The sequence below is a fragment of the Burkholderia sp. RF7-non_BP4 genome (assembly GCF_001521935.1).
Taxonomy (GTDB): Bacteria; Pseudomonadota; Gammaproteobacteria; order Burkholderiales; family Burkholderiaceae; genus Burkholderia; species Burkholderia diffusa.
This window is the reverse complement of the sequence record NZ_LOTA01000025.1, coordinates 123112-145814: the sequence shown is the minus strand read 5'-3', so window position 1 is coordinate 145814 and position 22703 is coordinate 123112. Positions and strand designations below refer to the sequence as shown.

Genomic DNA, 22703 nt, shown 5'->3' with positions numbered 1-22703 from the left:
GTCAGGCTCCCAGCGTCGCGGCCGCGTCGTGGATCGCGGCCCGGATGCGGGCGTAGGTCGCACAGCGGCAGATGTTGCCGTTCATCGCGGCGTCGATGTCCGCGTCGGTCGGTTTCGGGTTCTGTTCGAGCAAGGCGGTGGCCGACATGATCTGGCCGGACTGGCAATAGCCGCACTGCGGCACCTGCAGCTTCACCCAGGCGGCCTGCACGGCCTGCGCGGGCTTGCTCTGCAGGCCTTCGATCGTGGTGACGTGCTTGCCGGCGATGCCGGCGAGCGGCAGCACGCACGAGCGCACCGCCTGGCCTTCGAGATGGACGGTGCACGCGCCGCACTGCGCCATGCCGCAGCCGAACTTCGTGCCGGTCAGCCCCGCGTGCTCGCGGATCGCCCAGAGGACGGGCATCGACGGATCGGCGTCGAGCGTAACGTTCTTGCCGTTGAGGACAAACGAGGTAGGCATGTTGGTATGTCTCCATGGGGAAAACCCGGCATGCGCCCGGTTAGCGGGCAGTGTGCGCGAGCGCGCGTTTTTTGCGTCTACCCAATCCTGCAAATTTATTGAACAATCCTGCAAATCCCCGGCGCGGCGGCGAGCGATTCGCTATGCTCGCGCGATTCGGGGAAACGAAGCGAGGAACCCGTCATGGACATGACCGATATCGCGGCGTCGCGCGAATCCGGGCGACGCGAACTGGCATCGCTGATCGCCCGCTTCGCGCCGACCGACGGCTCCCACTCGACGGCCGTGCCGGCGCTGATGCTGCACCGGCACGGGCATCCGGTCGATCTCGGCTGCGGCGTGTCGCGCGCCGCGCTCGTGATCGCCGCGCAGGGCGCGAAGCGTGTGATCGTGGGCGGCCAGGCTTACGAATACGACACGCGGAACTGCCTGATTGCGTCGATCGACTTGCCGATTCTCTCGCGCGTCACGCAGGCGTCGCCGGACGCGCCTTACCTGTGCCTGTCGCTCACGCTCGATCCGCAGCGCATCGTCGAACTCGCGGCCGAGATGCGGCTGCCGGAGCCGGATGCCGGCCCCGAAGGCGAGGGGATCGCGCTTGCCGAGCTGACGCCGCCGCTGTTCGATGCCGCGCTGCGGCTGTTGCGGCTGCTCGATACGCCGGCCGACATTCCGGTGGTCGCGCCGCTGATCGAAAAGGAACTGCTTTATCGGCTGATGACGAGCGGGCAGGGCACGCGGCTGCGGCACATGGCCGTCGCGGGCAGCCAGACGCACCGGATCGCGCGCGCGATCGAATGGATCCGCGATCACTACGCGGAGCCGATGCGCGTCGACACGCTCGCGCAGGCGGTCAACATGAGCGTGTCGTCGCTACATCATCACTTCAAGCACGTGACCACGCTGAGCCCGCTGCAGTATCAGAAGCAACTGCGGCTGCACGAAGCGCGGCGGCTGTTGCTGCGGCAGGGCGGCGACGTCGGGTCCGTGGCCGCGACCGTCGGCTATGAAAGCGCGTCGCAGTTCAGCCGCGAATACAGCCGGCTGTTCGGCGCGCCGCCGATGCGCGACGTCGTGTATCTGCGCAAGAAGGAATTGCTCGGCACATAGCGGCGACGCGGTTCATTGCGATTGCGTCGCGCGTGGCTTCGTCGCGCGATGCGCAGTCTGTCGAATCAGGATGACATTCAAGCGGCGTGCCAGGGTTGCCGCATGCGGATGCGAGGGAGCAGCGGACGGCGCTGCCACGGCGCGCACGAACTTCTGTTTCACGCATGTATCCGTGGATTGCGCGAACCGGTGTGACAACTCTCGGCAGCATACGAACCGGCCGGTCGAAACGCGCAAAAAGGTCGCGCCGTCACGAATTTTCTGCATGAATCACGCTTTGCACGAACATGTTTCAGCGATGAGATTCGCGGCCGATATCGCATCGGAAATGTTTCTCGCGCGCATCGTGCGTCGTTATCCGGCGATTGGCGCGAGGCGGTTATCGACATCGAATGCCGCCGAATTGAATGACGCCAGTAACAATGAATAAAGGGTGTTGAAGGCTTCGTGCGGCACAGGTTGTCATTTTTTCCGTTATGCAGGCGGCGCGAACGCCATGTCGGCCTGCACCGCAATTGCCGTCTTTTGCCGCGCGTTCGCATTGTCGGCCGACGCTTGATCCCGTCGGTATTTTCACGGATGAATCAACTGCGTTTCGCGGCGGCCGGCGTGCACAGCCGGAAGCCTGGCGATATCCGCTGCGCAGGCTTCACTGCACCGGGGGGCCGCGCGTTTCGATTCGTCGTTTCTCAGGGATGCGAACGCTGTCGAACGGGCCGCAGCAGGCGGTTTGGCAGGGCCGATGTGCTGATCGGCCGCAATCTGCGACCCCGCACTTCTCAAGTATGAAACACCCGTTCGTCACCCCCTTGCGCGAGGCCCCGCGGGCCGCATTCGTCCGCCTTTTCCGGCATTGCTTCGCGGCATTCAATGATCGGCGCAAGTCGCCCACCGTTGTCGCGATACATTCCTGAAACAAAAAATGCGATTCGCGGCGAAATGGCCGGGCGTTGCGGATGGGACGCGTCAGGCAACCGTCGGCGGAATCACGCATGGCATGCCGCTTGCGACGTTGGACGCACCGGCGAGCGGTCGACCTGATGCGACAAAGATGGGGGGCGACGCGTTCGTCAATAAGCAGTCGGGGAAACAGCGATGAAGACCAGAAGCAGTCGTTCGTTCTGCGCATTCCTTGCGCATCCGTGGGGTAGTCGGACAGCTCGGAGTACGGCTCGCGAAGCAGTGCCAGCCTCGCGGGTTCGTCGCCGGTTTCCCGGCATCCGCGTGTCGCACGTGCTGGAACGCCTGTCGTTCCGCATGACGACCGGCCGACAGCGGTGCTCCCTTTCATTCAGCGCGTCCGGGTGGACCGGGCTGTTCGTGCCGGACAGCTTGACCCCGACCCGACTTCGACCGTGCAGGGCCGTATCGAGTGCGCCGGGCAACTGCCGGCGCTCGCCGGACTCGCGCGAATACCCGATGGCCGGATGACCCGGAAGATCATTGATCGCTAGCTCAGGGAGAGGCGATGCCGACTGACCGTCATGCAGGCCCGTTATCGCCACGATGATGTGCATGTTTTGGATGGCGCTGCATTTTCGGTATTTAACCATTTTCACGCATTTTCGATCGCTGAAGCGAATGCCGTGTGCCGGTGTGTCGCGGGTGCGAATTTCGAAAAAACCAGTTCGGGATATCGAATGCCTGTATTCGGGTGCGTGAGGCGATTTGTTTTCTGATTTTTAAAAATCGATATGCGATATCGAGAATTTATATAAAAAATTCGGAAAACTAAAAAATACTAACTGAACTTCGACTGGCCAAAAGTTACGTGGTCTCGGATTCGAGACGAATCGTTGCTTTGTGATTGGATAGTGATCCTTATTTTTAGGGATTGCTCGAGGCAGGGAAGTTGAAGGCGTGCAGCTTTCCTCGCTTGTTCCGTCCACGCCGTTATGGAGTCGACCATGAAGAAGCTTCTGATTGCAGCAGCAGTGATGGCGGTTTCGGGTGCAGCGTTCGCAGCGAGCGGCACGGTCTCGACCAGCAACTCGTCGAGTGGTGGCCAGACGATGGCCGGTGTTGTCGGGTTCGGTCACTTCACCGCAACCGATTCGGGCGCGGCGCTCGGCGCCGCCGGTGCAACGGCTGGCGGCGGCGCGAGCAGCTCGATCTCGTACACGAACCACATCAACACGTCGACGGTGAGCGGCTTCGGCTTCGGCGGCGCACAAGCTGGCGGTTCCAGCGGCGCGAACGCCGGTTCGACCGGCTGGACGATGTATCACTACTAAGCCGCGGCGCATAGCGTTCGTCATGGACAGGTGGCACGGATGCCGGGTTTCGTCCCGCGAGGGCGGACCCGGCGACCCGGCCACCGAACTTCCTCACAGCAAGGAATTGCTATGAAAGCCAACGTCATTTTAGCGACAGCGCTCACCGTCCTATCGTCAGCCGTGCTGGCGGCAGGTCCGACGACATTCAACCAGACGCAATCCGTCGCGGCAGGCGTCTCCGGTTCGGTGCTGGTCGGTACCGGCAGCTACACGAGCAACTCGACTTCGGTGGCGGGCGCGAACGCCGGAAGTACCGTGACACCCGCCGGCTCCATCGGCACGGCATCCGCCTATCACGACTCGACTTCGACGGCCAGCGGCTGGGGCACGAACGGAGGCGCGTTCGCGGCAGGCGGCGGTATCGGTGCCGCAGGCTCGTTCGGTGGAACCGGCAACACGAGCGAGAACGCCAATGCGCTGTCGGGAGGGGTGACCGCCACGATCGTACTCGGCGCGAACCACTACACGGCAACCGGCGCGAACGACAACGGCATTGCCAACGCAGGTGCCGCCGGCATGGCGGGCAGTGGGTGGTCGGGAACGGTCGCGGGCTCGAACCACTTCAACTCGTCGACGGTATGGGGCACCGGTCCGGCCGGATCGCCGTTCGCATCGGGCGGCAGCCAGGGCAGTTCCGGCGCGACCGCCGGCAGTCCCTGAATCGGGTGTCGGGGGGGCCAGCTTCCCAACGACGCTGGTCTCTTTCCTCACCTTGTTGTCACCGTAAGGAGTTGGCATGAAGCAGAAACTGATTGCCGCCGCTCTGATGCTCGCGTCTCTGACGGCGTATGGCGCTGACCGTGCTGCCGACGACGTGCAATCGAATGTGCAAACGTCAAACAACCCTGACCAGACAACCAAACCGTCACAACAACACACGCTTTCGTCGGGCAGTGCCATCGGCGCATCGGCGGCCCAGCAATGGCCGGGCATGTCGGGCGGTTCGTGGTCCCAGCTGGGCAGTGGCTGGAAGCAGTTCGGGGAAGCAGGCAAAACTGAAGGCATTCAGGGGAATTAATACGGTTGCCTGGGTGGGAGGTCAAACCACGTCCGGAGATTGAAATGAACAGCAACAAGATCAGGGTGGCATGTGCGGCGATGTTCGCGATGGCCACGATCGGTGCCCAAGCGCAGACCGCCGACTCGACTTCAAGCGCGCAGTCCTCGACGTCGTCGACGGCGATCAGCCAGGGCGGTGGCTCGAGCATGAACACGAACACCACGAGTTCGCGCGGTGGGAGCGCCACGAGCAGCAGCGGGGTGCGTGGCAGCGGCAATTCGAGCGTGCAGGTGAACTTGAACTTGCCGTCGTCCACGAGCGGCGGCTCGAACGTGACGCCGCAGAGCGTGAGCTCGCTCCAGTCGGCGGGCTCGCCGGGGACTAATCCGTTCAACACCCAGACGTCGGAAAACGTCAACTACTCGGGTACCCAGACGATCAAGACGAACCCCGCGATCCAGGCGCCGGGCCTCACGACCACGCTGTCCGATACCTGCATGGGCTCGGTGAGCGTCGGCGTGTCGTTTCCGGGCTTCGGCGCGACGGGCGGCACGACCCTGGTCGACCAGGCATGCGTGCGTCGTCTCGACGCGCGTGAATTCCGCGCGATGGGGCTGACCGACGTCGCGCTCGCGCTGCTTTGCCAGAGCGATGCGAACCGGCGTGCGGTGGAAGCGACCGGTCACCTGTGCCCGGGCACGACCGCGCCGCTCGCGCGCTCGAACGTGGCGCCCGCCGTCGAAGCGACCGTGGCCGACGACGTGAAGTATCGCGATCCGATCGTGCGCAACCGCATGGGCCTGCCGCCGCTCGACGCCGCCGCGCCCGCGCAGACGCGCCCGGTGGCGACGACCGCGGTCCAGGCGGCGCCGATCCCGGTGCCGGTGCCCGCGCCGTCGATCGCCGCGCCGGCCGTCGGCGCGGTGCCTGCCGCTGCACAGGCGGCCGCCGTGAAGGCGACGCAAGCGGCTGCGCTCGTGCCTGCCGCCGTTGCCGCACCGGTTGCGGCGGCAGCGCCGGCAGTGAGTGCCGCGCCGGCCGCGGTGAGTGCGGTGCCGGCTGCCGCCATCGTCGCGGCGCCGGCGGTTGCCGACAAGGCGCCGGCACCCGCGCCGGCCGCAACCGACACCACGGCGCAAGCCGCGGCGACGCCTGCGGTCGATACGAAGGCGAAGGAACCCGTGCCGGCGGTTGCCGACAAGGCGCCGGCGCCTGCGCTGGCCGCAACCGACACCACGGCGCAAGCCGCGGCGACGCCTGCGGTCGATACGAAGGCGAAGGAACCCGCGCCGGCGGTTGCCGACAAGGCGCCGGAACCTGCACCGGCCGCAACCGACACCACGGCGCAAGCCGCAGCAGCGCCCGCCGCCGACACGAAGACGCCGGACATCGCGCAATCCGGACCGACGGCGACCGACGCCGCACCGCAGACCGCGGACGCCGCAACGTCCGCGCCCGCGGTCGATGCGAAGGCTGCTGAACCGGCATCGCAGGCAGCCGCCGAGGCGCCCGCACCGGAAGCCGCGCAGCCCGCGGCTGCTGCTGCCGCTGCCGACGCGCCGGCAGCCGATGCGAAGGCGACGGACGCGGTCGAATCCGCTGCCACGCCCGCACCGTCCGCCGACGTGCCGGCCGCGGTTGACCAGCAGGCCGCCCCGGCCGCGCCGGCGATGCCGGCGCCGACCGTCATCTCGACGAGCACGTCGTCGTAAGCATGCGGACAAGGCGCCCGTGCGATCAACATGCCGCTCGCACGGGCGCCGCCGGGATTCGCGGCGCGACGCACGTCGCAAGTTTGACGGGTGTTGGTCCCTTCCCCGAGGTCAACACCTCTTTTTGCCTGACGAGGGTACAAGGAGGCCTCAATCATGAGGATCTTTTTGGTCGCGCTGCTGCTGGCCGGCACACAAGCCGCCGCGCAGTCGGTTTTCCAGAACCCCGCGGTCTTTGTCATCCTGAGCGAGCAGACCCTCGCGAATGCCGCGAGCGTCCAGCAGGCGCTGACGACGCTCGGCCGCCCGGACAACACGGCATGCGTGCCGATGATGATGGTCGGCGATCCGCAGATGATCTACATGATGCCGGCGGAGGGGCACGCACCGTCGTGGCAATCGCCGGTGTACGGTCGTGGCGCGCCGTTCGCCGCGCAGAACGGGCCGAGGCCGACCGGCAAGACGGTCGGCGCGATGCAGCACGCGGAGGACATGCAGACGCAGCCGTGGAGCGACGGCAGCGCGATCACGCAGAAGATCGCCGGCGAGTCGAGCCTGTCCGCGTCGGCGCGGGTCAGCGACTGGCAGCGCAAAGGGCTGAACACGATCGAGACGGCGCCTGCGACGGAAGTGACGGTGAACGGCAAGACCTACCGTGCTTATCGCGAGGACCTCAACCAGGCCGCGCGGCCCGTCGTCGAACCGCAGATCTACATGCAACGCGTCGTGTTCTGCCGATGACGAAACTTTCCCGAGCGGACATGCCGGCAGCGTCGCGCGTGGGCAGGGAGGCCTGCCGCGCATCGTTTCGCGCCGCCCGTTCCGCCAGACAACCCCATGCGGCGAGGCCATCGTGAACCATTGCTGCCCGATCAGACTGTCAGGCCCGCAGGAGGGTGAGCGGGCGCCGTGCACGCCACCGTTCGTCGCGGTCCGGCGTCACCATGGCGTGCCGTCACGCCCGCTCGTGTATCTGTCGCCGCGTCCCGATGCGGGGCTCGTCGACTGTCTCGCGTCGCGCGGCTGGGACGTGTGGCGCGCGAAATCCGTTGCGGACGCACTCAATCTCGTGAAGGCGAACCGCCTGCATGCGGGCATCGTCGATTTCGACGATTTCGCGTCGCCCGACGTCGCGTCGTTCGAGGCGCTGCTGCGCGATCCACGGATCGGCTGGGTCGCGCTCGCCGACGACGAGCGACTGCGCGACGCCACCATCGCGCGTCTGATCCGCCAGTGCTGCTTCGGCTACGCCCGCGATGCGACGGCCGATACGACGATCGGTTATCTCGTCGGCCATGCGTACGGGATGCTGAAACTGGCGGAAGGCGATCCGGCCGTCGACGCCGCGCCGCCCGGCGGCACGATGATCGGCGCGTGCGATGCGATGCGCCGTCTGTTCGCGACGATCCGCAAGGTTGCGAACACCGAGGCCACCGTGTTCATCGCCGGCGAATCCGGCACCGGCAAGGAGTTGACCGCATCGGCGATCCATCAGCATTCGTCGCGCGCCGACGCGCCGTTCGTCGCCGTGAATTGCGCGGCGATTCCGACGACGCTGCTGCAGGCCGAGCTGTTCGGTCATGAGCGCGGCGCGTTCACCGGCGCGCATCAGCGCAAGATCGGCCGCATCGAGTCCGCGCACGGCGGCACGCTGTTCCTCGATGAAATCGGCGACATGCCGTTCGAGAGCCAGGCGAGCCTGCTGCGGTTCCTGCAGGAGGGCAAGATCGAGCGGCTCGGCGGACACACGTCGATTCCGGTGGATGTGCGGATCGTGTCCGCGACCCACGTCGATCTCGAGGCCGCGATGCAGGCGGGACGGTTCCGTGCGGACCTGTATTACCGGCTGTGCGTGCTGCGCATCGACGAGCCGCCGCTGCGCGCGCGCGGCCGCGACATCATGCTGCTCGCCGATCACATCTTGCGGCGCTATCGCGGCGACAGCGCGCACCGGATTCGCGGCTTCATGCCGTGCGCGATCGAGGCGATTCACAACTATGCATGGCCCGGCAACGTGCGCGAACTGATCAACCGGATTCGCTTCGCGGTCGTGATGACGAATGGCCCGCTGATCTCGGCCGTCGATCTCGAACTGAACCAGTACACGTCGCAGCGGCCGCCGACGCTCGCGGAATTGCGCCGCCAGGCCGAGCGGCGCACGATCGAGGAAACGCTGTTGCGGCATCGGCGTCAGCATGCCGACGTCGCGGCGGAACTTGGTGTCTCGCGCGCGACGCTGTACCGCCTGATGACCGCGCACGGCCTGCACGGCTGACGCGGATTGCGCAGGTTGCGCGCGTTGCGCACGCGCGGGCGGGTGGCGGCGTCGCGCGGGCGCCGGCCCGTGGCGTCAGGCCGGCCGTTCGAAGCCCGATTCGACCCAGCGTGCGGCACTGGCCTTGTTGAGCTTGAACCCGGCGGAGACCTTCGCGTCGGCCAGCAGCTCGCCGTACGGGTCGAACGCCTTCAGTTGCGCATACGGCTCGAACTCGTCCGGCACGATGTCGAGCGTGACCGACACATCCTGTCCGTCGTCGTCCTGCACCGTCACTTCCTTGTGCAGCATCGCACGGCGTTGCTGCTCGTGTCGCATCAGCACCTCGGTCGCGGTCTTCACCAGCGTGCGGAACGCATTCGCGTCCATCGGCTTCGGATTCTTCTTGTCGCGACCCATCGTCCACGGGCCGACGAGCGCGGGCTCGGCTTCGCCGTCCTTGATCATCTCGACGGCCCAGCCGTCGTCGTCCTCGTTCTTGATGATGCGGGCCGTCCAGCCGTTGTCGCGCCAGAGGCCGTCTTCGTGGATGGTGGTGTCGTCGGATTGCAGATCGGATTCGGTCATGGGGGAAGCGGGAGTACGGGCAGCCGGCGAACGGGCGGGCGCGCGGCCGGGAATGGCGCGCTGCCGCCGGCCGGTCGCCCGGAGTGGCATGCAAAGGCCGCAATTTTACCCCGCGGGCCGTCCGTGCGGCCCGCGCGACCCGCAACGTCGGCCGTCCGGCCGACCCCGGCCGCCGCCGGACGGTCGGACCGGCGCCGATATCAAACTCGTATCACGCCTGCACCGACCAATTCAGACGACGCCCCATATCCCGGCCGTGCGTTGCTGCCTAGAATGATGTCCAGGATAAAAATATCCTGAACGTCGATTCAATGCCGATCCGCCGCGCACGCATTCCGCGACGTGCGGCCCGGCGAAACTTCTGGGACTGCGCATGGGGAAATTCAGAATTCGCACTGTTTTCGCGTACGACTCGCCGCTGACGCTCGCGGGCATGGAGCACATTGCCGGCGACGCGTGCGCGATCGATCTGGTCGGCGTCTCCCGGACCCCGGGCGATCTGATCGAGGCGCTCGGCAGCGTCGACTGCGACATCGTGCTGGTCGACTATCCGATTCGCGGCGACGTGCAGATGGACGGTCTCGCACTGTTCGACTGGCTGCACAGCACGCGCCCGAACGTCGGGGTCGTCGCGCTGGTGGGCAACGAGAATCCGGTGATCTTCCGCTCGATCCTCGCGAAAGGCGGCGCGAGCCTCGTCAGCAAGTTCGACGAAGTCGGTCACATCGTCACCGCGATCCATTCGAGCTACAGCGGCGGGCGCTATCAGTCGCCGCTCGTCCGGCGCGCGCTCGATGCGGTCGCCGAGCACGACCAGGCGCCGGTGAAACTGTCGACGCGCGAGATCGAGGTGATGCGCCTTTATCTGGCCGGCCTGCCGATCAAGACGATCGCGCAGCGGTTGAACAAGGGCAAGCAGACGGTCAGCGCGCAGAAGATCAGCGCGATGAAGAAGCTCGGCGTGACCAACGACATCGAGCTGGCCCAGCGGGCGGCCGGGATGGGGTTCGGCGGTTTCAAGCCCATGAGCCGGCCGGGCGGAGCGGGGTGAGCGTGGAAGACGCGCGGAAGAAGTGAGGGCGGGGCCCGGGTCGCGCGGGGCCGGCCGCGCATTGCCGGCCGGTCAGGCGAAATCCGTCGGCATCCGGCGGGATGCCGACGGACGAGGCGACGTCAGGCCGGCAACGCGAATCGCGTGACGGCGTCGCGCAGCGCCTCGGCCTGGTCGCGCAGCGAATGCGCGGCGGCCGCGGCCTCCTCGACGAGTGCCGCGTTCTGCTGCGTGACCTGATCCATCTCGCCCACCGCGCGGTTGACCTGCTCGATCCCCGCGCTCTGCTCGCGCGACGCATGGCTGATCTCGTCGAGGATCTCGTTCACGCGCCGCACCGACTGCACGATCTCGGCCATCGTCTCGCCCGCGTGCGTGACGAGCGTCGCGCCGTGCTCGACGGTTTCGTTCGACGACACGATCAGCGACTTGATCTCCTTCGCGGCCGTCGCCGAGCGTTGCGCGAGCGAGCGCACCTCGGCCGCGACCACCGCGAAGCCGCGGCCCTGTTCGCCCGCGCGCGCCGCTTCGACGGCCGCGTTCAGCGCGAGGATGTTGGTCTGGAACGCGATCCCGTCGATCACGCCGATGATGTCGCCGATCTTGTGCGAGCGGTCGGTGATCTCGTTCATCGTCCGCACCACATCGTCGACCACCTCGCTGCCGCGCGTCGCGACCTGCGCGGCCTGGCCCGCGAGCGTCGCGGCCTGGGCGGCGCTGTCGGCGTTCTGCTTCACGTTCGCGGTCATCTGGTCCATGCTCGACGCGGTCTGCACGAGCGCGGCCGCCTGTTCCTCGGTGCGCTGCGACAGATCGGTGTTGCCCGACGCGATCTCGCTCGCGCCGACGTTGATGTTCTCCGTGCCCGTCCGCACGCGCGACACCATGTCGATCAACCCGTTCTGCATCGTATGCAGTGCATGCAGCAGGCTGCCGCGGTCGTCTTGCTTCACGCTCACGCGCGCGGTCAGGTCGCCCTGCGCGATACGCTGCGCGGCGTCGAGCGCCACTTCGAGCTCGCCGCCGAGGTTCGCGCGCACGCTTTTCAGCACGAGCACCATCACGGCGGTCGCGATCGCGCCGAGCACGGCCGTGATCGCGAGCCAGCGGCCGACGCTCGCGAGCACGGCCGAACGCACGTCGTCCATGTACATGCCCGTCACGAGATACCAGTCCCACGGCGCGAAGCGCTGCACCGCGCTGGTCTTGTCCTGCGGCTTGTCGGCGCCCGGCTTCGGCCACAGATACTCGACGAAACCCTTGCCGCCGTCCACGTTGCCGGCCTTCACGATCTCGACGAACAGATGCTTGCCGTTCGGATCCGTGAAATTCGACACGTCCTTGCCGTTGAGCTCGGTCTTGATCGGATGCATCACGATCGCCGGCTTCGAATCGTTGATCGAGACGTAGCCGTCGGTGCCGTAGCGCATCGCCGCGATCGCCTCGAGGGCCTTCTGCTTCGCGTCGGCTTCCGGCAATGCGTTCTGTTGCGACAGCTTGTAGTAATGGTCGGCGACATTCGTCGCCTGCGCGACCAGCGACGCAAGCTGGTCGCGGCGATCCGTGATCATCGATGCGCGCGTCTGCCATGCGCCGATGCCGGCGATCACGAGCAGGCCGAGCCACAGGATGACGATCATCGAGGCGAGTTTCTGGTTCAGGGAAAGGGTGCGCATGGGTAGTGAGGTCGGTCGGTCGAACAAGCGCGCCGGAACGGCGTGACGGGATAATTCTTTGACGGCGCGAAACGGACGTTGCCGTAGGCGGGAAATCCCTTAGAAACGGCGGCGGCTCGATACCGCCGAGCGCGGTGCGGTTATCTATGCATATACATATTCGGCGTCGCTATACTGTCGGGCGATGGCGGTTGCGCGTCGTGCCCCGACGGTCGGGCGAACGGCGGCGGCGTCGAACCAATCCGAAAGGAGGCAACGATGCGAATTCTGGTGGTGGGGGCCGGCGCGGTCGGCGGATACTTCGGCGGCCGGCTCGCGGCGGCGGGGCGCGACGTGACGTTTCTGGTGCGCGACGGCCGGGCGGCCGCGCTCGCGCGCGACGGGCTCCTGATCCGCAGCCCGCGCGGCGACCTGACGCTCGCGAACGTGCAGACGCTGCGCGCGAGCGACGCGGCCGCGCCGTTCGACCTGGTGCTGCTCAGCTGCAAGGCGTACAGCCTCGACGATGCGATCGCATCGTTCGCACCGTTCGTCGGGCCGTCGACGCTGATCCTGCCGATGCTCAACGGGATGCGCCATCTCGACGTGCTGCGCGACCGGTTCGATGCCGCGCAGGTGCTCGGCGGCCTGTGCGTGATCGCGGCGACGCTCGATCGCGAGCAGCGGATCGTGCATCTGAACGACACGGCAGGGCTGTCGTTCGGCGAACTCGCCGGCGGCGAATCGGCGCGCGTGCGCGCAGTGGCCGACGTGCTCGGCGGCGCGGGTTTCGATGCGACGCTCAGCGACGACATCGCCGCGCGGATGTGGGACAAGTGGGTGTTTCTCGCGACGCTCGCGGCGAGCACGTCGCTGTTTCGCGGGTCGATCGGCGACATTCTCGCCGCGCCGGACGGCCGCCGCCTGCTCGAGACGATGCTCGACGAATGCAGCGCGATCGCCGCGCACAACGGTTACCGGCCCGATTCCGCCGCGGTCGAGCGGATGCAGCGGATGGTGCTGACGCCGTCGCCGCTGACCGCATCGATGCTGCGCGACGTCGAAAACCGCGCACGGGTCGAAGCCGATCACGTGATCGGCGACCTGCTTGCGCGCCGCGACCCGCAGGCGGCGGATGCGTTGTCGTTGCTGCGCATCGCGTACAACCACCTGAAGGCGTACGAGGTGCGTGTCGCCCGGGAAAGCGCGGCAGCGTAGCCGCGGCAGCGGCCGTCGTCGACCCGCCTGGCGGCCGTGTTCCGGCGCGCGCGTATGTCCCGCCGGCGCTCGGTCGGCGGGGTGCCGCACTGCACAATTTTGCGTTTCGCGCCCCTTTCCACCCGCAACCCGCAAAAAAGTATCGAAAATCAGGCGTAAAGTTGGTGGAGCCGCGCACGCGATCGACCTACATTGCTTCCCATGCGACCGGTCGCGTTGCCGCACGACTCACGCGGCGAACGAGGCGAACCGCCGAGCGGCCCGGCCAGCGAGACATGGGAATGGAGACGCCAGGATGATGCATCCCGATCTGGAAGTGGTCGACGTGCGACGCGACGAGTCGTTCAAGGTCTGGTCGCACGGCTATCCGTACCGCACGATCCGCTGGCATTTCCATCCCGAATTCGAACTGCACCTGATCGTCGCGACGAGCGGCAAGTATTTCGTCGGCGACCATATCGGCTCGTTCGGCCCCGGCCATCTCGTGCTGCTCGGCCCGAACCTGCCGCACAACTGGGTCAGCGACATGGCCGAAGGCGAAACCGTCGAGCGCCGCAATCTGGTGATCCAGTTCGATCCGTCGTTCGTGCGCCGCTGCATGGACGCGTTTCCCGAATGCCGCGACGCGCAGGCGCTGCTCGACGACGCGCGGCGCGGCGTCGGCTTCGATGACGACACGAGCGCCGCGATCGCACCGCTGTTCGACGAATTGCTGACCGCGCGCGGGATGCGTCGCATCGCGCTGTTCATGACGATCCTCGAGCGGTTGTGCGGCGCGGCCGAACGCACGCTGCTCGCGAGCCCCGCGTACGACCAAGCGCACGTGACGCCGACGCGGCTCAGCCACGCGCTGTCGTATATCGGCAAGAATCTCGCGTCCGAGCTGCGCGAATCCGATCTCGCGCAATTGACCGGGCAGAGCGTCAGCGCATTCTCGCGCGCGTTCCATCGCCATACCGGGTTGCCGTTCGTCCAGTACGTGAACCGGCTGCGGATCGAATCCGCATGCCAGATGCTGCTCGCCGACGACGCGAACATCACCGACATCTGCTTCCAGGCCGGCTTCAACAACGTGTCCAACTTCAACCGCCAGTTTCGCGCGGTGAAGGGGATGGCGCCGACCGAATTCCGCGCGCTGCAGCGGTTGAACGCACGCAGCCGCGAGCTCGCGCTGCATGCGGCGCCCACCGGCAACCCGATGCCGCCGCGCGTGGTCACGCCCGATGCACGCGGGCGCGTACCGCAGCCCGGATGATCGCCGGGCGTTCGCCCGCCTGACTTTTCCTTGCCGTTTCACCCAGCCCATCGCGCCGTTCGCGTCGCGAGGGGCTCGCTCACCCACGAAAAAACCGCACATAACCGGAGACACCGTCATGACGCACGCATCGCCCGCTTCATCCCGCCGCCGCGCCGCACGCATCGCGGCCGTTGCCGCGACAGCTGTCGCAGCCTGGTTCCCGATGGTCACGCATGCGGCGCCGCTGCGGATCGGCATGACCTTCCAGGAGTTGAACAACCCGTATTTCGTGACGATGCAGAAGGCGTTGAACGACGCAGCCGCGTCGATCGGCGCGCAGGTCGTCGTGACCGACGCGCATCACGACGTCAGCAAGCAGGTGAGCGACGTCGAGGACATGCTGCAGAAGAAGATCGACATCCTGCTCGTGAATCCGACCGATTCGACAGGCATCCAGTCGGCGATCACGCAGGCGAAGAAGGCCGGCGCGGTGGTCGTGGCCGTCGACGCGAACGCGAACGGCCCGGTCGATTCGTTCGTCGGCTCGAAGAATTACGACGCGGGCGTGATGTCGTGCGAATACCTCGCGAAGGCGATCGGCGGCAGCGGCGAGGTGGCGATCCTCGACGGCATTCCGGTCGTGCCGATTCTCGAACGCGTGCGCGGCTGCAAGGCCGGCCTCGCGAAATTCCCGAACGTGAAGCTGGTCGACACGCAGAACGGCAAGCAGGAGCGCGCGACCGCGTTGTCGGTGACGGAGAACATGATCTCCGCGCATCCGAACCTGAAGGGCATCTTCAGCGTGAACGACGGCGGGTCGATGGGCGCGCTCGCCGCGATCGAGGGATCGGGCAAGGACATCCGGCTGACCAGCGTCGACGGCGCGCCCGAGGCGATCGCGGCGATCCAGAAACCGAACTCGAAGTTCATCGAGACGACCGCGCAGTTCCCGGCCGACCAGGTGCGCATCGCGCTCGGCATCGCGATCGCGCGCAAGTGGGGCGCGACGGTGCCGAAGGCGATTCCGGTCGACGTGAAGGTCGTCGATCGCGGCAACGCGAAGGGATTCAGCTGGTGAGCGACGCGCAACGCGACGTGAAGGGCGGCGGCGCGGCCGACGCCCTTCGCACGGAGAAGCCGATGGACACGATACTGACGCTCAGTCACATCACGAAAAGCTTTCCGGGCGTGAAGGCGCTGTCGGACATTCACCTCGAGATCGCGCGCGGCGAGATTCATGCGCTGCTCGGCGAGAACGGGGCCGGCAAGTCGACGCTGATGAAGATCCTGTGCGGGATCCACCAGCCGGATACCGGCACGATCGAGATCGACGGCAGCGCGCGGCATTTCGCGAGTTATCACGACGCGGTCGCGGCCGGTGTCGGCATCGTGTTCCAGGAATTCAGCCTGATTCCGCACCTCGATGCCGTCGACAACCTGTTCCTCGGCCGCGAGCTGCGCACCCGCTGGGGTGTGCGCGATCGCACGCGGATGCGGCGCGTCGCCGCCGGCATCTTCGCGCGGCTCGGCGTGACGATCGATCTCGACGCGCCGCTACGCACGCTGTCGGTCGCGCAGCAGCAGTTCGTCGAGATCGGCAAGGCGCTGTCGCTCGACGCGCGCATCCTGATCCTCGATGAACCGACCGCCACGCTCACGCCGGCCGAGGCCGAGCATCTGTTCTCGATCATGCGCGAGCTGAAGCGGCAGGGTGTCGCGATGATCTTCATCTCGCATCACCTCGACGAGATTTTCGCGGTCTGCGATCGCATCACGGTGCTGCGCGACGGTCAGTATGTCGCGACCACCGACGTCGCGCGCACGGACGTCGAGCAACTGGTGCGGATGATGGTCGGCCGCCGGCTCGAAAGCAGCTTCCCGCCGAAGCCGGCGCGCGCCACGGATGCGCCCGCCGTGCTCGAAGTCGACGCGCTGCAGATCGAGCGCGACGGCCCCGTAAACCGCTTCGCGCTGCATGCGGGCGAGATTCTGGGCTTCGCGGGGCTCGTCGGTTCGGGCCGAACGGAGACCGCGCTCGCGGTGATCGGCGCGACGCGCGCGCACCGCAAGGACGTGCGCGTGCGCGGCGCGGCGGCGAAGCTCGCCGATCCGGCCGACGCGCTGCGCGCGGGCATCGGCCTTCTGCCGGAGAGCCGCAAGACGGAAGGGCTCGTCACGTCGTTCTCGATTCGCGACAACATCTCGCTGAACAACCTCGGCAAGTACCGGTCGATGCGCTGGCTGATCGATCGCCGCGGCGAAGCGCGCACGACGCACGACGTGATGCGGCGCGTCGGCGTGAAGGCGCCGTCGATCCACACCGAGGTCGCGACGCTGTCCGGCGGCAACCAGCAGAAGGTCGTGATCGCGCGCTGGCTGAATCACCACGCGACGGTGCTGATCTTCGACGAGCCGACCCGCGGCATCGACGTCGGCGCGAAAGCGGAAATCTACGGGCTGATGCGCGAACTCACCGCGCGCGGCTACGCCATCATCATGATCTCGTCCGAGCTGCCGGAGATCGTCGGCATGTGCGATCGCGTCGCCGTGTTCCGGCAGGGCCGCATCGAGGCGACGCTCGAAGGCGACGAGATCGATCCCGACACGGTCATGACCCATGCCACGGCCGGCACGCGAGGAGCGACCCATGAACCTGCATGATTCTTCTTCCCCGTCTTCCCCGACACTCGCGGCCGCGGCCGGCGAGATGCCGCCGCCGCGCGCGATGTGGACGCAACTGCGACGTTCGACGCTGTTCTATCCGCTCGTCGGGCTGATCGTCGTGTGCATCGCGATGATGGTCGCGAGCCCGAGCTTCCTGTCCGCCGCGAATCTCGAGAACGTGCTGCGCCAGGTGTCGATCAACGCGATCATCGCGGTCGGCATGACCTGCGTGATCCTGACCGGCGGGATCGACCTGTCGGTCGGCTCGGTCATGGCGCTGTCCGGTACGCTCGCGGCCGGGTTGATGGTCGCCGGCGTGAATGCGGTCGCCGCGCTCGCGATCGGCATCGCGGTGGGCTTCGGGTTCGGTTTCCTGAACGGCGTGTTCGTCGCGTTCGCGGGGATGCCGCCGATCATCGTCACGCTCGCGACGATGGGCATCGCGCGCGGCCTCGCGCTGATCTATACCGGCGGCTATCCGATCGACGGGTTGCCCGACTGGGTCGCCTTCTTCGGCAGCGGCAAGGTGCTCGGCATCCAGGCGCCGGTGCTGATCATGCTGGTCGTCTATGCGATCGCGTGGCTGCTGCTCGATCGCATGCCGTTCGGCCGCTACGTGTATGCGATCGGCGGCAACGAACAGGCGACGCGACTCACCGGCGTGCGCGTGGCGCGCGTGAAGCTGATCGTCTACACGCTGGCCGGGCTCACGTCGGCGCTTGCCGCGATCGTGCTGACCGGGCGCCTGATGAGCGGGCAGCCGAACGCCGGCGTCGGCTTCGAGCTCGATGCGATCGCGGCCGTCGTGATGGGCGGCACGTCGATTTCCGGCGGGCGCGGCGCGATCCTCGGCACGCTCGTCGGTGCGTTGCTGCTCGGCGTGCTCAACAACGGGCTGAACATGATCGGCGTGAACCCGTATGTGCAGAACGTGATCAAGGGCGGAATCATCCTGCTCGCGATCTACATCAGCCGCGAACGGTCGCGGTAACGATTCATTCATCAGATATCCGAAACATCAACGGAAGAGACAACTCATGACGACACCCGAAGCCCAGCCGCGCATGACCGCGGTGGTTTGCCACGGCCCCGAGGATTACCGCGTCGAACAGGTCGCGCAGCCGCGCGCGGGCGCGAACGAGCTCGTGATCCGCATCGCCGCGTGCGGGATCTGCGCGAGCGATTGCAAATGCTATACGGGCGCGAAGATGTTCTGGGGCGGCCCGAGCCCGTGGGTGAAGGCGCCCGTGATTCCCGGCCACGAATTCTTCGGCTACGTGGAAGCGCTCGGCGACGGCGCGGCCGAGCATTTCGGCGTCGCACTGGGCGACCGCGTGATCGCCGAGCAGATCGTGCCGTGCGGCAAGTGCCGCTACTGCAAGTCGGGCCAGTACTGGATGTGCGAGGTGCACAACATCTTCGGCTTCCAGCGCGAGGTCGCCGACGGCGGGATGGCCGAGTACATGCGCATTCCGCCGACGGCGATCGTGCACCGGATTCCGCTCGGCGTGTCGCTCGAGGATGCGGCGATCATCGAGCCGCTGTCGTGCGCGATCCATACCGTGAACCGTGGCGACCTTCAGCTCGACGACGTCGTGGTGATCGCGGGCGCGGGCCCGCTCGGCCTGATGATGACGCAGGTCGCGCACCTGAAGACGCCGAAGAAGCTCGTCGTGATCGACCTGATCGACGAGCGGCTCGAACTTGCGCGGCAATACGGCGCGGACGTGACGATCAATCCGACGCGCGACGATGCGCGCGAGATCGTCCGCGCGCTGACCGACGGCTACGGATGCGACGTGTACATCGAGACGACGGGCGCGCCGGTCGGCGTGAACCAGGGGCTGGAACTGATCCGCAAGCTCGGCCGCTTCGTCGAGTTCAGCGTGTTCGGCGAGGACACGACCGCCGACTGGTCGATCATCGGCGATCGCAAGGAGCTCGACGTGCGCGGCGCGCACCTGGGGCCGTATTGTTATCCGGTCGCGATCGACCTGCTCGCGCGCGGGCTCGTCACGTCGAAAGGCATCGTCACGCACGGCTTCGCGCTGGAGGACTGGGACGAAGCGATTCGCATTGCGAAGTCGTCCGAATCGATCAAGGTGCTGCTGAAGCCCGCGCGTTGAACGACGGCTCGTGCGATCCCTCACCGGAGACATCATGGAATACGTGATAGGCGTCGACATCGGCACGCAGAGCACCAAGGCGCTGCTCGTCGACCGGCATGGCACGATCGTCGCGCGCCGTTCGGCCGGCTACCAGCCCGACACACCGCGCCCGCTGTGGGCCGAGCAGTGGCCGCAGGTGTGGTTCGATGCGGTGCTCGACTGCATCGCGGGCTGCGTGAGCGACGCACGCGCTCACGGCGTGCCAGCCGACGCGATCCGCGCCGTGTGCGTGAGCAGCCTGTATGGCGGCTCCGGCGTTCCGGTCGACAGCGACATGCGGCCGCTGCACCCGTGCCTGATCTGGATGGATCGGCGCGCGACCGCGGAGGTCGACTGGGTGAACGAGAACGTGAACGTCGAGCGGCTGCGCGTGATCACGGGCAACGGCGTCGACAGCTACTACGGGTTCACCAAAATGCTGTGGCTGCGCGAGCAGCGCCCGGACGTGTGGGCGAACGTGCGTTATTTTCTGCCGCCGAACGCGTACGTGATCTATCTGCTGACGGGCGAAGTCGCGGTCGACCACAGTTCGGCCGGCAACATCGGCGGCGTGTACGACGTCGCGCGCCGCGAGTGGTCCGACGATGCGCTCGACATGCTCGGCATCCCCGCGACGATGATGCCGGAGCGGCTCGTCGAATCGACCGACGTCGTCGGCGGGCTGCTGTCGCAATGGACGGAACGGCTCGGCCTGCCGGCCGGCACGCCGGTCGTCGCGGGCGGCGTGGATGCGGCCGTCGCGACCTTCGCGGCCGGCGCGACGCGCACCGGCCAGCATGTCGCGATGATCGGCACCAGCATGTGCTGGGGCTACGTGAACCAGCACGTCGATGCGCGGCACGGGCTCGTCAGCATGCCGCACGTGTTCAACGGTCAGCGCGACCTGTACGTGTTCGGCGGCGCGATCACGGCCGGTGCATCGGTCGCGTGGTTCCGCGATCAGTTCTGTCATGCGGAGATCGATGCGGCGCGATTGCTGCCGCACGGCGACCCGCACCTGCTGCTCGAGGAAGCGGCCGAAAGCGTGCCGCCCGGCGCGGACGGCGTGCTGTTCCTGCCGTACCTGATGGGCGAACGCAGCCCGGTGTGGGACGCGAAGGCGAGCGGCGCATTCGTCGGGCTGAGCCTCGCGCACACGCGCGCGCACCTGTATCGCGCGGTGCTCGAAGGCGTCGCGTTCGCGCTGCGGCACAACATCGAGGCCGGCCGGCGCGGCGCGGCGGCGCTGGACGACCGGTTGATCGTCGTCGGCGGCGCCGCGCATTCGGCGCTGTGGATGCAGATCATCGCGGACGTGACGGGTTTTCCGGTGTGGACGATCGAGCAGGACGTCGAAGCCGCGATGGGCGCCGCGCTGCTCGCGGGCGTCGGCGCGGGGCTGGTGTCGCACGACGACGCGCAAGGCGGCTGGGTCACGCTCGTCGAACGCGCGCGTCCCGATGCCGCGCGTGCGAATGCGTATGCGGCGCGCTTCGCGCTTTACACGGCGTTGTATCCGGCACTCAAACCGATCATGCACGAACTGCGCGCGTCATCATGAAGACACGATTCGATTTCAGCGGTGCGCGAGTGCTCGTCACCGGTGCGTCGAGCGGCATCGGGCGCGCTTGCGCGGTTGCGCTGGCCCATGCCGGCGCGCGGGTCGTCGCGGCGGGGCGCGATGCGGCCGCGCTCGATTCGCTGGCGGGCGAGATCGCATGCGAAACCTTGCGCATCGATATCGGCGGCGACGAACACGCGATCGATGCGGCGCTCGCCGTGCATGACGCGTTCGACGGGCTCGTCAACTGCGCGGGGATCGCGTCGCTCGAACCGGCGCTCGAGGTGAGTGCGGCGCACTTCGATCGCGTGATGGCCGTCAATGCGCGCGGCGCGGCGCTGGTCGCGCGGGCCGTCGCGCGGAAGATGATCGAACGTGCGGGGCGAGGCGCGGCACGCGCGCGGGGCAGCATCGTCAACGTATCGAGCCAGGCCGCGCTCGTCGGCCTGCCCGCGCATCTGAGCTATTGCGCGTCGAAGGCGGCGCTCGACGCGATGACGCGCGTGCTCTGCATCGAACTCGGCGCGCACGGGATCCGCGTGAACAGCGTGAACCCGACCGTCACGCTCACGCCCATGGCGCAGTTCGCGTGGAGCGAGCCGGAGAAGCGCGCGCCGATGCTCGCGGCGATTCCGCTCGGGCGCTTCGCGGAGCCGGACGAGGTGGTCGAGCCGATCCTGTTCCTGCTCAGCGACGCGGCGTCGATGATCAGCGGCGTGTCGCTGGCGATCGACGGCGGGTACACGGCGCGGTAGCGGACGGACGCTCGCGGGCGGATGCGCCGGCTAGACCGGGTCCTTGCTCGGCGGTCCGTCGGGTTGCTGCGGGTTGTCGTGAGGATGCCCCGGCGGTGGCGGCGACAACGGATCGTCTTCCGGATCGCGGTTCGGGTCGGCCGGGGGCTCGGGCATCGGGGTCGTGTGGTCCATGGGGAACTCGCGCAATGCGTGGCGGCGGTGGCGCGGCGGGCGCGCCTCGTCTCCGTTATAGGCAATCGGGCGGGTGTTTGCAGCGGGATTCTCGCGGCGGCATGCGGATTGCCGGCGACATGCGAGCCTCTGCAGGTATCGCGCCGGATCGCGCGAAGGCCGGCATCCACGATGTGCGGTGCGGCCGGCGCGCGCCGATGTCAGCGCAGATCCGCGGGCGTGTCGACGTCGCGCAGGATGCCGGGATCGTCGACGCCGAGCAGGTTGACCGGTGCGCTCGCGAACAACGCGCGGGCGCCCGTATCGCCGTCGAGCGCGGCCAGTGCATCGTAATGGTGCGCGGCGAAGCCGACCGGATGACCGCGCACGCCGCGATGAACGGGGGCGACGATCGATGCGTCGTCGGCGTCGAGCGCGCGCGTCACCGCTTCGTAGGTGGATGCCGCGATCCAGGGCATGTCGCCGAGCGCGACCAGCCAGCCGGTTGCTTCCGGCGTCGCGCGGACGCCCGCTGCGAGGCTCGCGCCCATGCCGCGCATCGCGTCGGGCGCATAGACGACCTGGCAGCCGGCTTCGTTCAGCAGAATCGCGAGTTTTTCCGCGCCGGGACGCACGACGGCGATCACGTCGGCCGTGGCTGCGGCGAGGCGACGCGCGGCCGCGACCGCAACCGGCGTGCCGTCGGGAAGCAGCGCGAGCAGCTTGCTGTGCAGACCGCTTGGGTCGAAGCGTTGACCGAGACCGCCGGCGAGCAGGACGCCGGTGGCGAGTGACGCATAGGACATCGGCGCGGGGGGAGGAAGGCAGGTGGCCCGATTGTGCGGGAGCGGGCGGGGAT

23 protein-coding genes are annotated in these 22703 nt (G+C 67.4%); 17 read left to right on the top strand and 6 right to left on the bottom strand.

Going from position 1 to position 22703, the window contains the following annotated elements:
• Position 1: 1 nt before the first annotated feature.
• The gene (locus tag WS49_RS08990; RefSeq protein ID WP_059468378.1) at positions 2 to 463 is read right to left on the bottom strand and encodes a (2Fe-2S)-binding protein; all 462 of its coding nucleotides are present in this window, start codon (positions 461 to 463) and stop codon (positions 2 to 4) included.
• A gap of 183 nt (positions 464 to 646) precedes the next feature.
• Between WS49_RS08990 and WS49_RS08985 the strand changes: the two genes are divergently transcribed.
• Positions 647 to 1573, top strand: coding sequence for an AraC family transcriptional regulator (locus WS49_RS08985; RefSeq protein WP_059526726.1), 927 nt, complete (start codon positions 647 to 649; stop codon positions 1571 to 1573).
• Positions 1574 to 1585: 12 nt separating this feature from the next.
• Here the strand turns inward: WS49_RS08985 and WS49_RS34915 are convergent, their stop codons facing one another.
• Complete coding sequence (locus tag WS49_RS34915) at positions 1586 to 1735, bottom strand: hypothetical protein (RefSeq protein ID WP_156441367.1); 150 nt, start codon at positions 1733 to 1735, stop codon at positions 1586 to 1588.
• Positions 1736 to 1838: 103 nt separating this feature from the next.
• Between WS49_RS34915 and WS49_RS34910 the strand changes: the two genes are divergently transcribed.
• The 7 genes from WS49_RS34910 to WS49_RS08955 all read left to right on the top strand — a co-directional run bounded on the left by WS49_RS34910 (position 1839) and on the right by WS49_RS08955 (position 8836).
• On the top strand, positions 1839 to 2003 hold the full coding sequence (locus WS49_RS34910) for a hypothetical protein (protein WP_156441366.1): 165 nt from the start codon (positions 1839 to 1841) through the stop codon (positions 2001 to 2003).
• Between the two features lie 1477 nt (positions 2004 to 3480).
• On the top strand, positions 3481 to 3807 hold the full coding sequence (locus WS49_RS08980) for a hypothetical protein (RefSeq protein WP_059527202.1): 327 nt from the start codon (positions 3481 to 3483) through the stop codon (positions 3805 to 3807).
• A gap of 111 nt (positions 3808 to 3918) precedes the next feature.
• Positions 3919 to 4509 (top strand): hypothetical protein, encoded by a 591-nt coding sequence (locus WS49_RS08975; RefSeq protein ID WP_059526722.1) that lies wholly within the window; start codon positions 3919 to 3921, stop codon positions 4507 to 4509.
• Between the two features lie 76 nt (positions 4510 to 4585).
• A complete protein-coding gene (locus WS49_RS08970) occupies positions 4586 to 4867 on the top strand; it encodes a hypothetical protein (protein WP_059526717.1) in 282 nt (93 codons plus the stop codon).
• Positions 4868 to 4911: 44 nt separating this feature from the next.
• On the top strand, positions 4912 to 6561 hold the full coding sequence (locus tag WS49_RS08965; RefSeq protein ID WP_059526713.1) for a hypothetical protein: 1650 nt from the start codon (positions 4912 to 4914) through the stop codon (positions 6559 to 6561).
• A gap of 156 nt (positions 6562 to 6717) precedes the next feature.
• A complete protein-coding gene (locus WS49_RS08960; protein ID WP_059526709.1) occupies positions 6718 to 7302 on the top strand; it encodes a hypothetical protein in 585 nt (194 codons plus the stop codon).
• A gap of 112 nt (positions 7303 to 7414) precedes the next feature.
• Positions 7415 to 8836 (top strand): sigma-54 dependent transcriptional regulator, encoded by a 1422-nt coding sequence (locus WS49_RS08955; RefSeq protein WP_059526706.1) that lies wholly within the window; start codon positions 7415 to 7417, stop codon positions 8834 to 8836.
• A gap of 75 nt (positions 8837 to 8911) precedes the next feature.
• Here the strand turns inward: WS49_RS08955 and WS49_RS08950 are convergent, their stop codons facing one another.
• Positions 8912 to 9403 (bottom strand): hypothetical protein, encoded by a 492-nt coding sequence (locus WS49_RS08950; protein ID WP_059468385.1) that lies wholly within the window; start codon positions 9401 to 9403, stop codon positions 8912 to 8914.
• 373 nt (positions 9404 to 9776) lie between these two features.
• Here WS49_RS08950 and WS49_RS08945 point away from each other — a divergent pair, with 373 nt between their 5' ends.
• On the top strand, positions 9777 to 10454 hold the full coding sequence (locus WS49_RS08945; RefSeq protein WP_059526704.1) for a response regulator transcription factor: 678 nt from the start codon (positions 9777 to 9779) through the stop codon (positions 10452 to 10454).
• Between the two features lie 122 nt (positions 10455 to 10576).
• Here the strand turns inward: WS49_RS08945 and WS49_RS08940 are convergent, their stop codons facing one another.
• The gene (locus WS49_RS08940) at positions 10577 to 12130 is read right to left on the bottom strand and encodes a methyl-accepting chemotaxis protein (protein ID WP_059526701.1); all 1554 of its coding nucleotides are present in this window, start codon (positions 12128 to 12130) and stop codon (positions 10577 to 10579) included.
• 258 nt (positions 12131 to 12388) lie between these two features.
• Here WS49_RS08940 and panE point away from each other — a divergent pair, with 258 nt between their 5' ends.
• From panE to WS49_RS08900, 8 genes are all read left to right on the top strand, one after another.
• Positions 12389 to 13327, top strand: a complete 939-nt coding sequence (gene panE, locus WS49_RS08935) for a 2-dehydropantoate 2-reductase (RefSeq protein ID WP_059526697.1) — start codon at positions 12389 to 12391, stop codon at positions 13325 to 13327.
• 295 nt (positions 13328 to 13622) lie between these two features.
• The gene (locus WS49_RS08930) at positions 13623 to 14582 is read left to right on the top strand and encodes an AraC family transcriptional regulator (RefSeq protein ID WP_059526694.1); all 960 of its coding nucleotides are present in this window, start codon (positions 13623 to 13625) and stop codon (positions 14580 to 14582) included.
• Positions 14583 to 14700: 118 nt separating this feature from the next.
• Positions 14701 to 15642, top strand: coding sequence for a substrate-binding domain-containing protein (locus WS49_RS08925; protein ID WP_059526691.1), 942 nt, complete (start codon positions 14701 to 14703; stop codon positions 15640 to 15642).
• On the top strand, positions 15639 to 17225 hold the full coding sequence (locus tag WS49_RS08920; RefSeq protein WP_373557188.1) for a sugar ABC transporter ATP-binding protein: 1587 nt from the start codon (positions 15639 to 15641) through the stop codon (positions 17223 to 17225). The genes WS49_RS08925 and WS49_RS08920 overlap by 4 nt, the downstream gene beginning before the upstream one ends.
• Positions 17212 to 18219: an ABC transporter permease gene (locus WS49_RS08915; RefSeq protein ID WP_059526688.1), complete on the top strand. Its 1008-nt coding sequence runs from the start codon at positions 17212 to 17214 to the stop codon at positions 18217 to 18219. Before WS49_RS08920 ends, WS49_RS08915 begins: the two co-directional genes overlap by 14 nt.
• 46 nt (positions 18220 to 18265) lie before the next feature.
• On the top strand, positions 18266 to 19354 hold the full coding sequence (locus WS49_RS08910) for an alcohol dehydrogenase catalytic domain-containing protein (RefSeq protein WP_059526685.1): 1089 nt from the start codon (positions 18266 to 18268) through the stop codon (positions 19352 to 19354).
• Positions 19355 to 19388: 34 nt separating this feature from the next.
• The gene (locus WS49_RS08905; protein ID WP_059526682.1) at positions 19389 to 20936 is read left to right on the top strand and encodes an FGGY-family carbohydrate kinase; all 1548 of its coding nucleotides are present in this window, start codon (positions 19389 to 19391) and stop codon (positions 20934 to 20936) included.
• Complete coding sequence (locus tag WS49_RS08900) at positions 20933 to 21691, top strand: SDR family oxidoreductase (protein WP_059526679.1); 759 nt, start codon at positions 20933 to 20935, stop codon at positions 21689 to 21691. The genes WS49_RS08905 and WS49_RS08900 overlap by 4 nt, the downstream gene beginning before the upstream one ends.
• A gap of 30 nt (positions 21692 to 21721) precedes the next feature.
• On the opposite strand, the gene WS49_RS35565 is transcribed toward WS49_RS08900, so the two are convergent.
• Together WS49_RS35565 and WS49_RS08895 are read right to left on the bottom strand one after the other, a co-directional pair.
• Positions 21722 to 21865: a hypothetical protein gene (locus tag WS49_RS35565; RefSeq protein ID WP_006752960.1), complete on the bottom strand. Its 144-nt coding sequence runs from the start codon at positions 21863 to 21865 to the stop codon at positions 21722 to 21724.
• Positions 21866 to 22065: 200 nt separating this feature from the next.
• On the bottom strand, positions 22066 to 22650 hold the full coding sequence (locus tag WS49_RS08895; RefSeq protein WP_059526676.1) for a nucleotidyltransferase family protein: 585 nt from the start codon (positions 22648 to 22650) through the stop codon (positions 22066 to 22068).
• Between the last annotated feature and the right edge of the window lie 53 nt (positions 22651 to 22703).

What these genes read in the sequence shown, in the direction of transcription:
- WS49_RS08990 (WP_059468378.1), bottom strand. Translation starts at nt 463, where the DNA reads ATGCCTACCTCGTTTGTCCTCAACGGCAAGAACGTTACGCTCGACGCC.
- WS49_RS08985 (WP_059526726.1), top strand. Translation starts at nt 647, where the DNA reads ATGGACATGACCGATATCGCGGCGTCGCGCGAATCCGGGCGACGCGAA.
- WS49_RS34910 (WP_156441366.1), top strand. Translation starts at nt 1,839, where the DNA reads ATGAATCACGCTTTGCACGAACATGTTTCAGCGATGAGATTCGCGGCC.
- WS49_RS08980 (WP_059527202.1), top strand. Translation starts at nt 3,481, where the DNA reads ATGAAGAAGCTTCTGATTGCAGCAGCAGTGATGGCGGTTTCGGGTGCA.
- WS49_RS08975 (WP_059526722.1), top strand. Translation starts at nt 3,919, where the DNA reads ATGAAAGCCAACGTCATTTTAGCGACAGCGCTCACCGTCCTATCGTCA.
- WS49_RS08970 (WP_059526717.1), top strand. Translation starts at nt 4,586, where the DNA reads ATGAAGCAGAAACTGATTGCCGCCGCTCTGATGCTCGCGTCTCTGACG.
- WS49_RS08965 (WP_059526713.1), top strand. Translation starts at nt 4,912, where the DNA reads ATGAACAGCAACAAGATCAGGGTGGCATGTGCGGCGATGTTCGCGATG.
- WS49_RS08960 (WP_059526709.1), top strand. Translation starts at nt 6,718, where the DNA reads ATGAGGATCTTTTTGGTCGCGCTGCTGCTGGCCGGCACACAAGCCGCC.
- WS49_RS08950 (WP_059468385.1), bottom strand. Translation starts at nt 9,403, where the DNA reads ATGACCGAATCCGATCTGCAATCCGACGACACCACCATCCACGAAGAC.
- WS49_RS08945 (WP_059526704.1), top strand. Translation starts at nt 9,777, where the DNA reads ATGGGGAAATTCAGAATTCGCACTGTTTTCGCGTACGACTCGCCGCTG.
- WS49_RS08940 (WP_059526701.1), bottom strand. Translation starts at nt 12,130, where the DNA reads ATGCGCACCCTTTCCCTGAACCAGAAACTCGCCTCGATGATCGTCATC.
- panE (WP_059526697.1), top strand. Translation starts at nt 12,389, where the DNA reads ATGCGAATTCTGGTGGTGGGGGCCGGCGCGGTCGGCGGATACTTCGGC.
- WS49_RS08930 (WP_059526694.1), top strand. Translation starts at nt 13,623, where the DNA reads ATGATGCATCCCGATCTGGAAGTGGTCGACGTGCGACGCGACGAGTCG.
- WS49_RS08925 (WP_059526691.1), top strand. Translation starts at nt 14,701, where the DNA reads ATGACGCACGCATCGCCCGCTTCATCCCGCCGCCGCGCCGCACGCATC.
- WS49_RS08915 (WP_059526688.1), top strand. Translation starts at nt 17,212, where the DNA reads ATGAACCTGCATGATTCTTCTTCCCCGTCTTCCCCGACACTCGCGGCC.
- WS49_RS08910 (WP_059526685.1), top strand. Translation starts at nt 18,266, where the DNA reads ATGACGACACCCGAAGCCCAGCCGCGCATGACCGCGGTGGTTTGCCAC.
- WS49_RS08905 (WP_059526682.1), top strand. Translation starts at nt 19,389, where the DNA reads ATGGAATACGTGATAGGCGTCGACATCGGCACGCAGAGCACCAAGGCG.
- WS49_RS08900 (WP_059526679.1), top strand. Translation starts at nt 20,933, where the DNA reads ATGAAGACACGATTCGATTTCAGCGGTGCGCGAGTGCTCGTCACCGGT.
- WS49_RS35565 (WP_006752960.1), bottom strand. Translation starts at nt 21,865, where the DNA reads ATGGACCACACGACCCCGATGCCCGAGCCCCCGGCCGACCCGAACCGC.
- WS49_RS08895 (WP_059526676.1), bottom strand. Translation starts at nt 22,650, where the DNA reads ATGTCCTATGCGTCACTCGCCACCGGCGTCCTGCTCGCCGGCGGTCTC.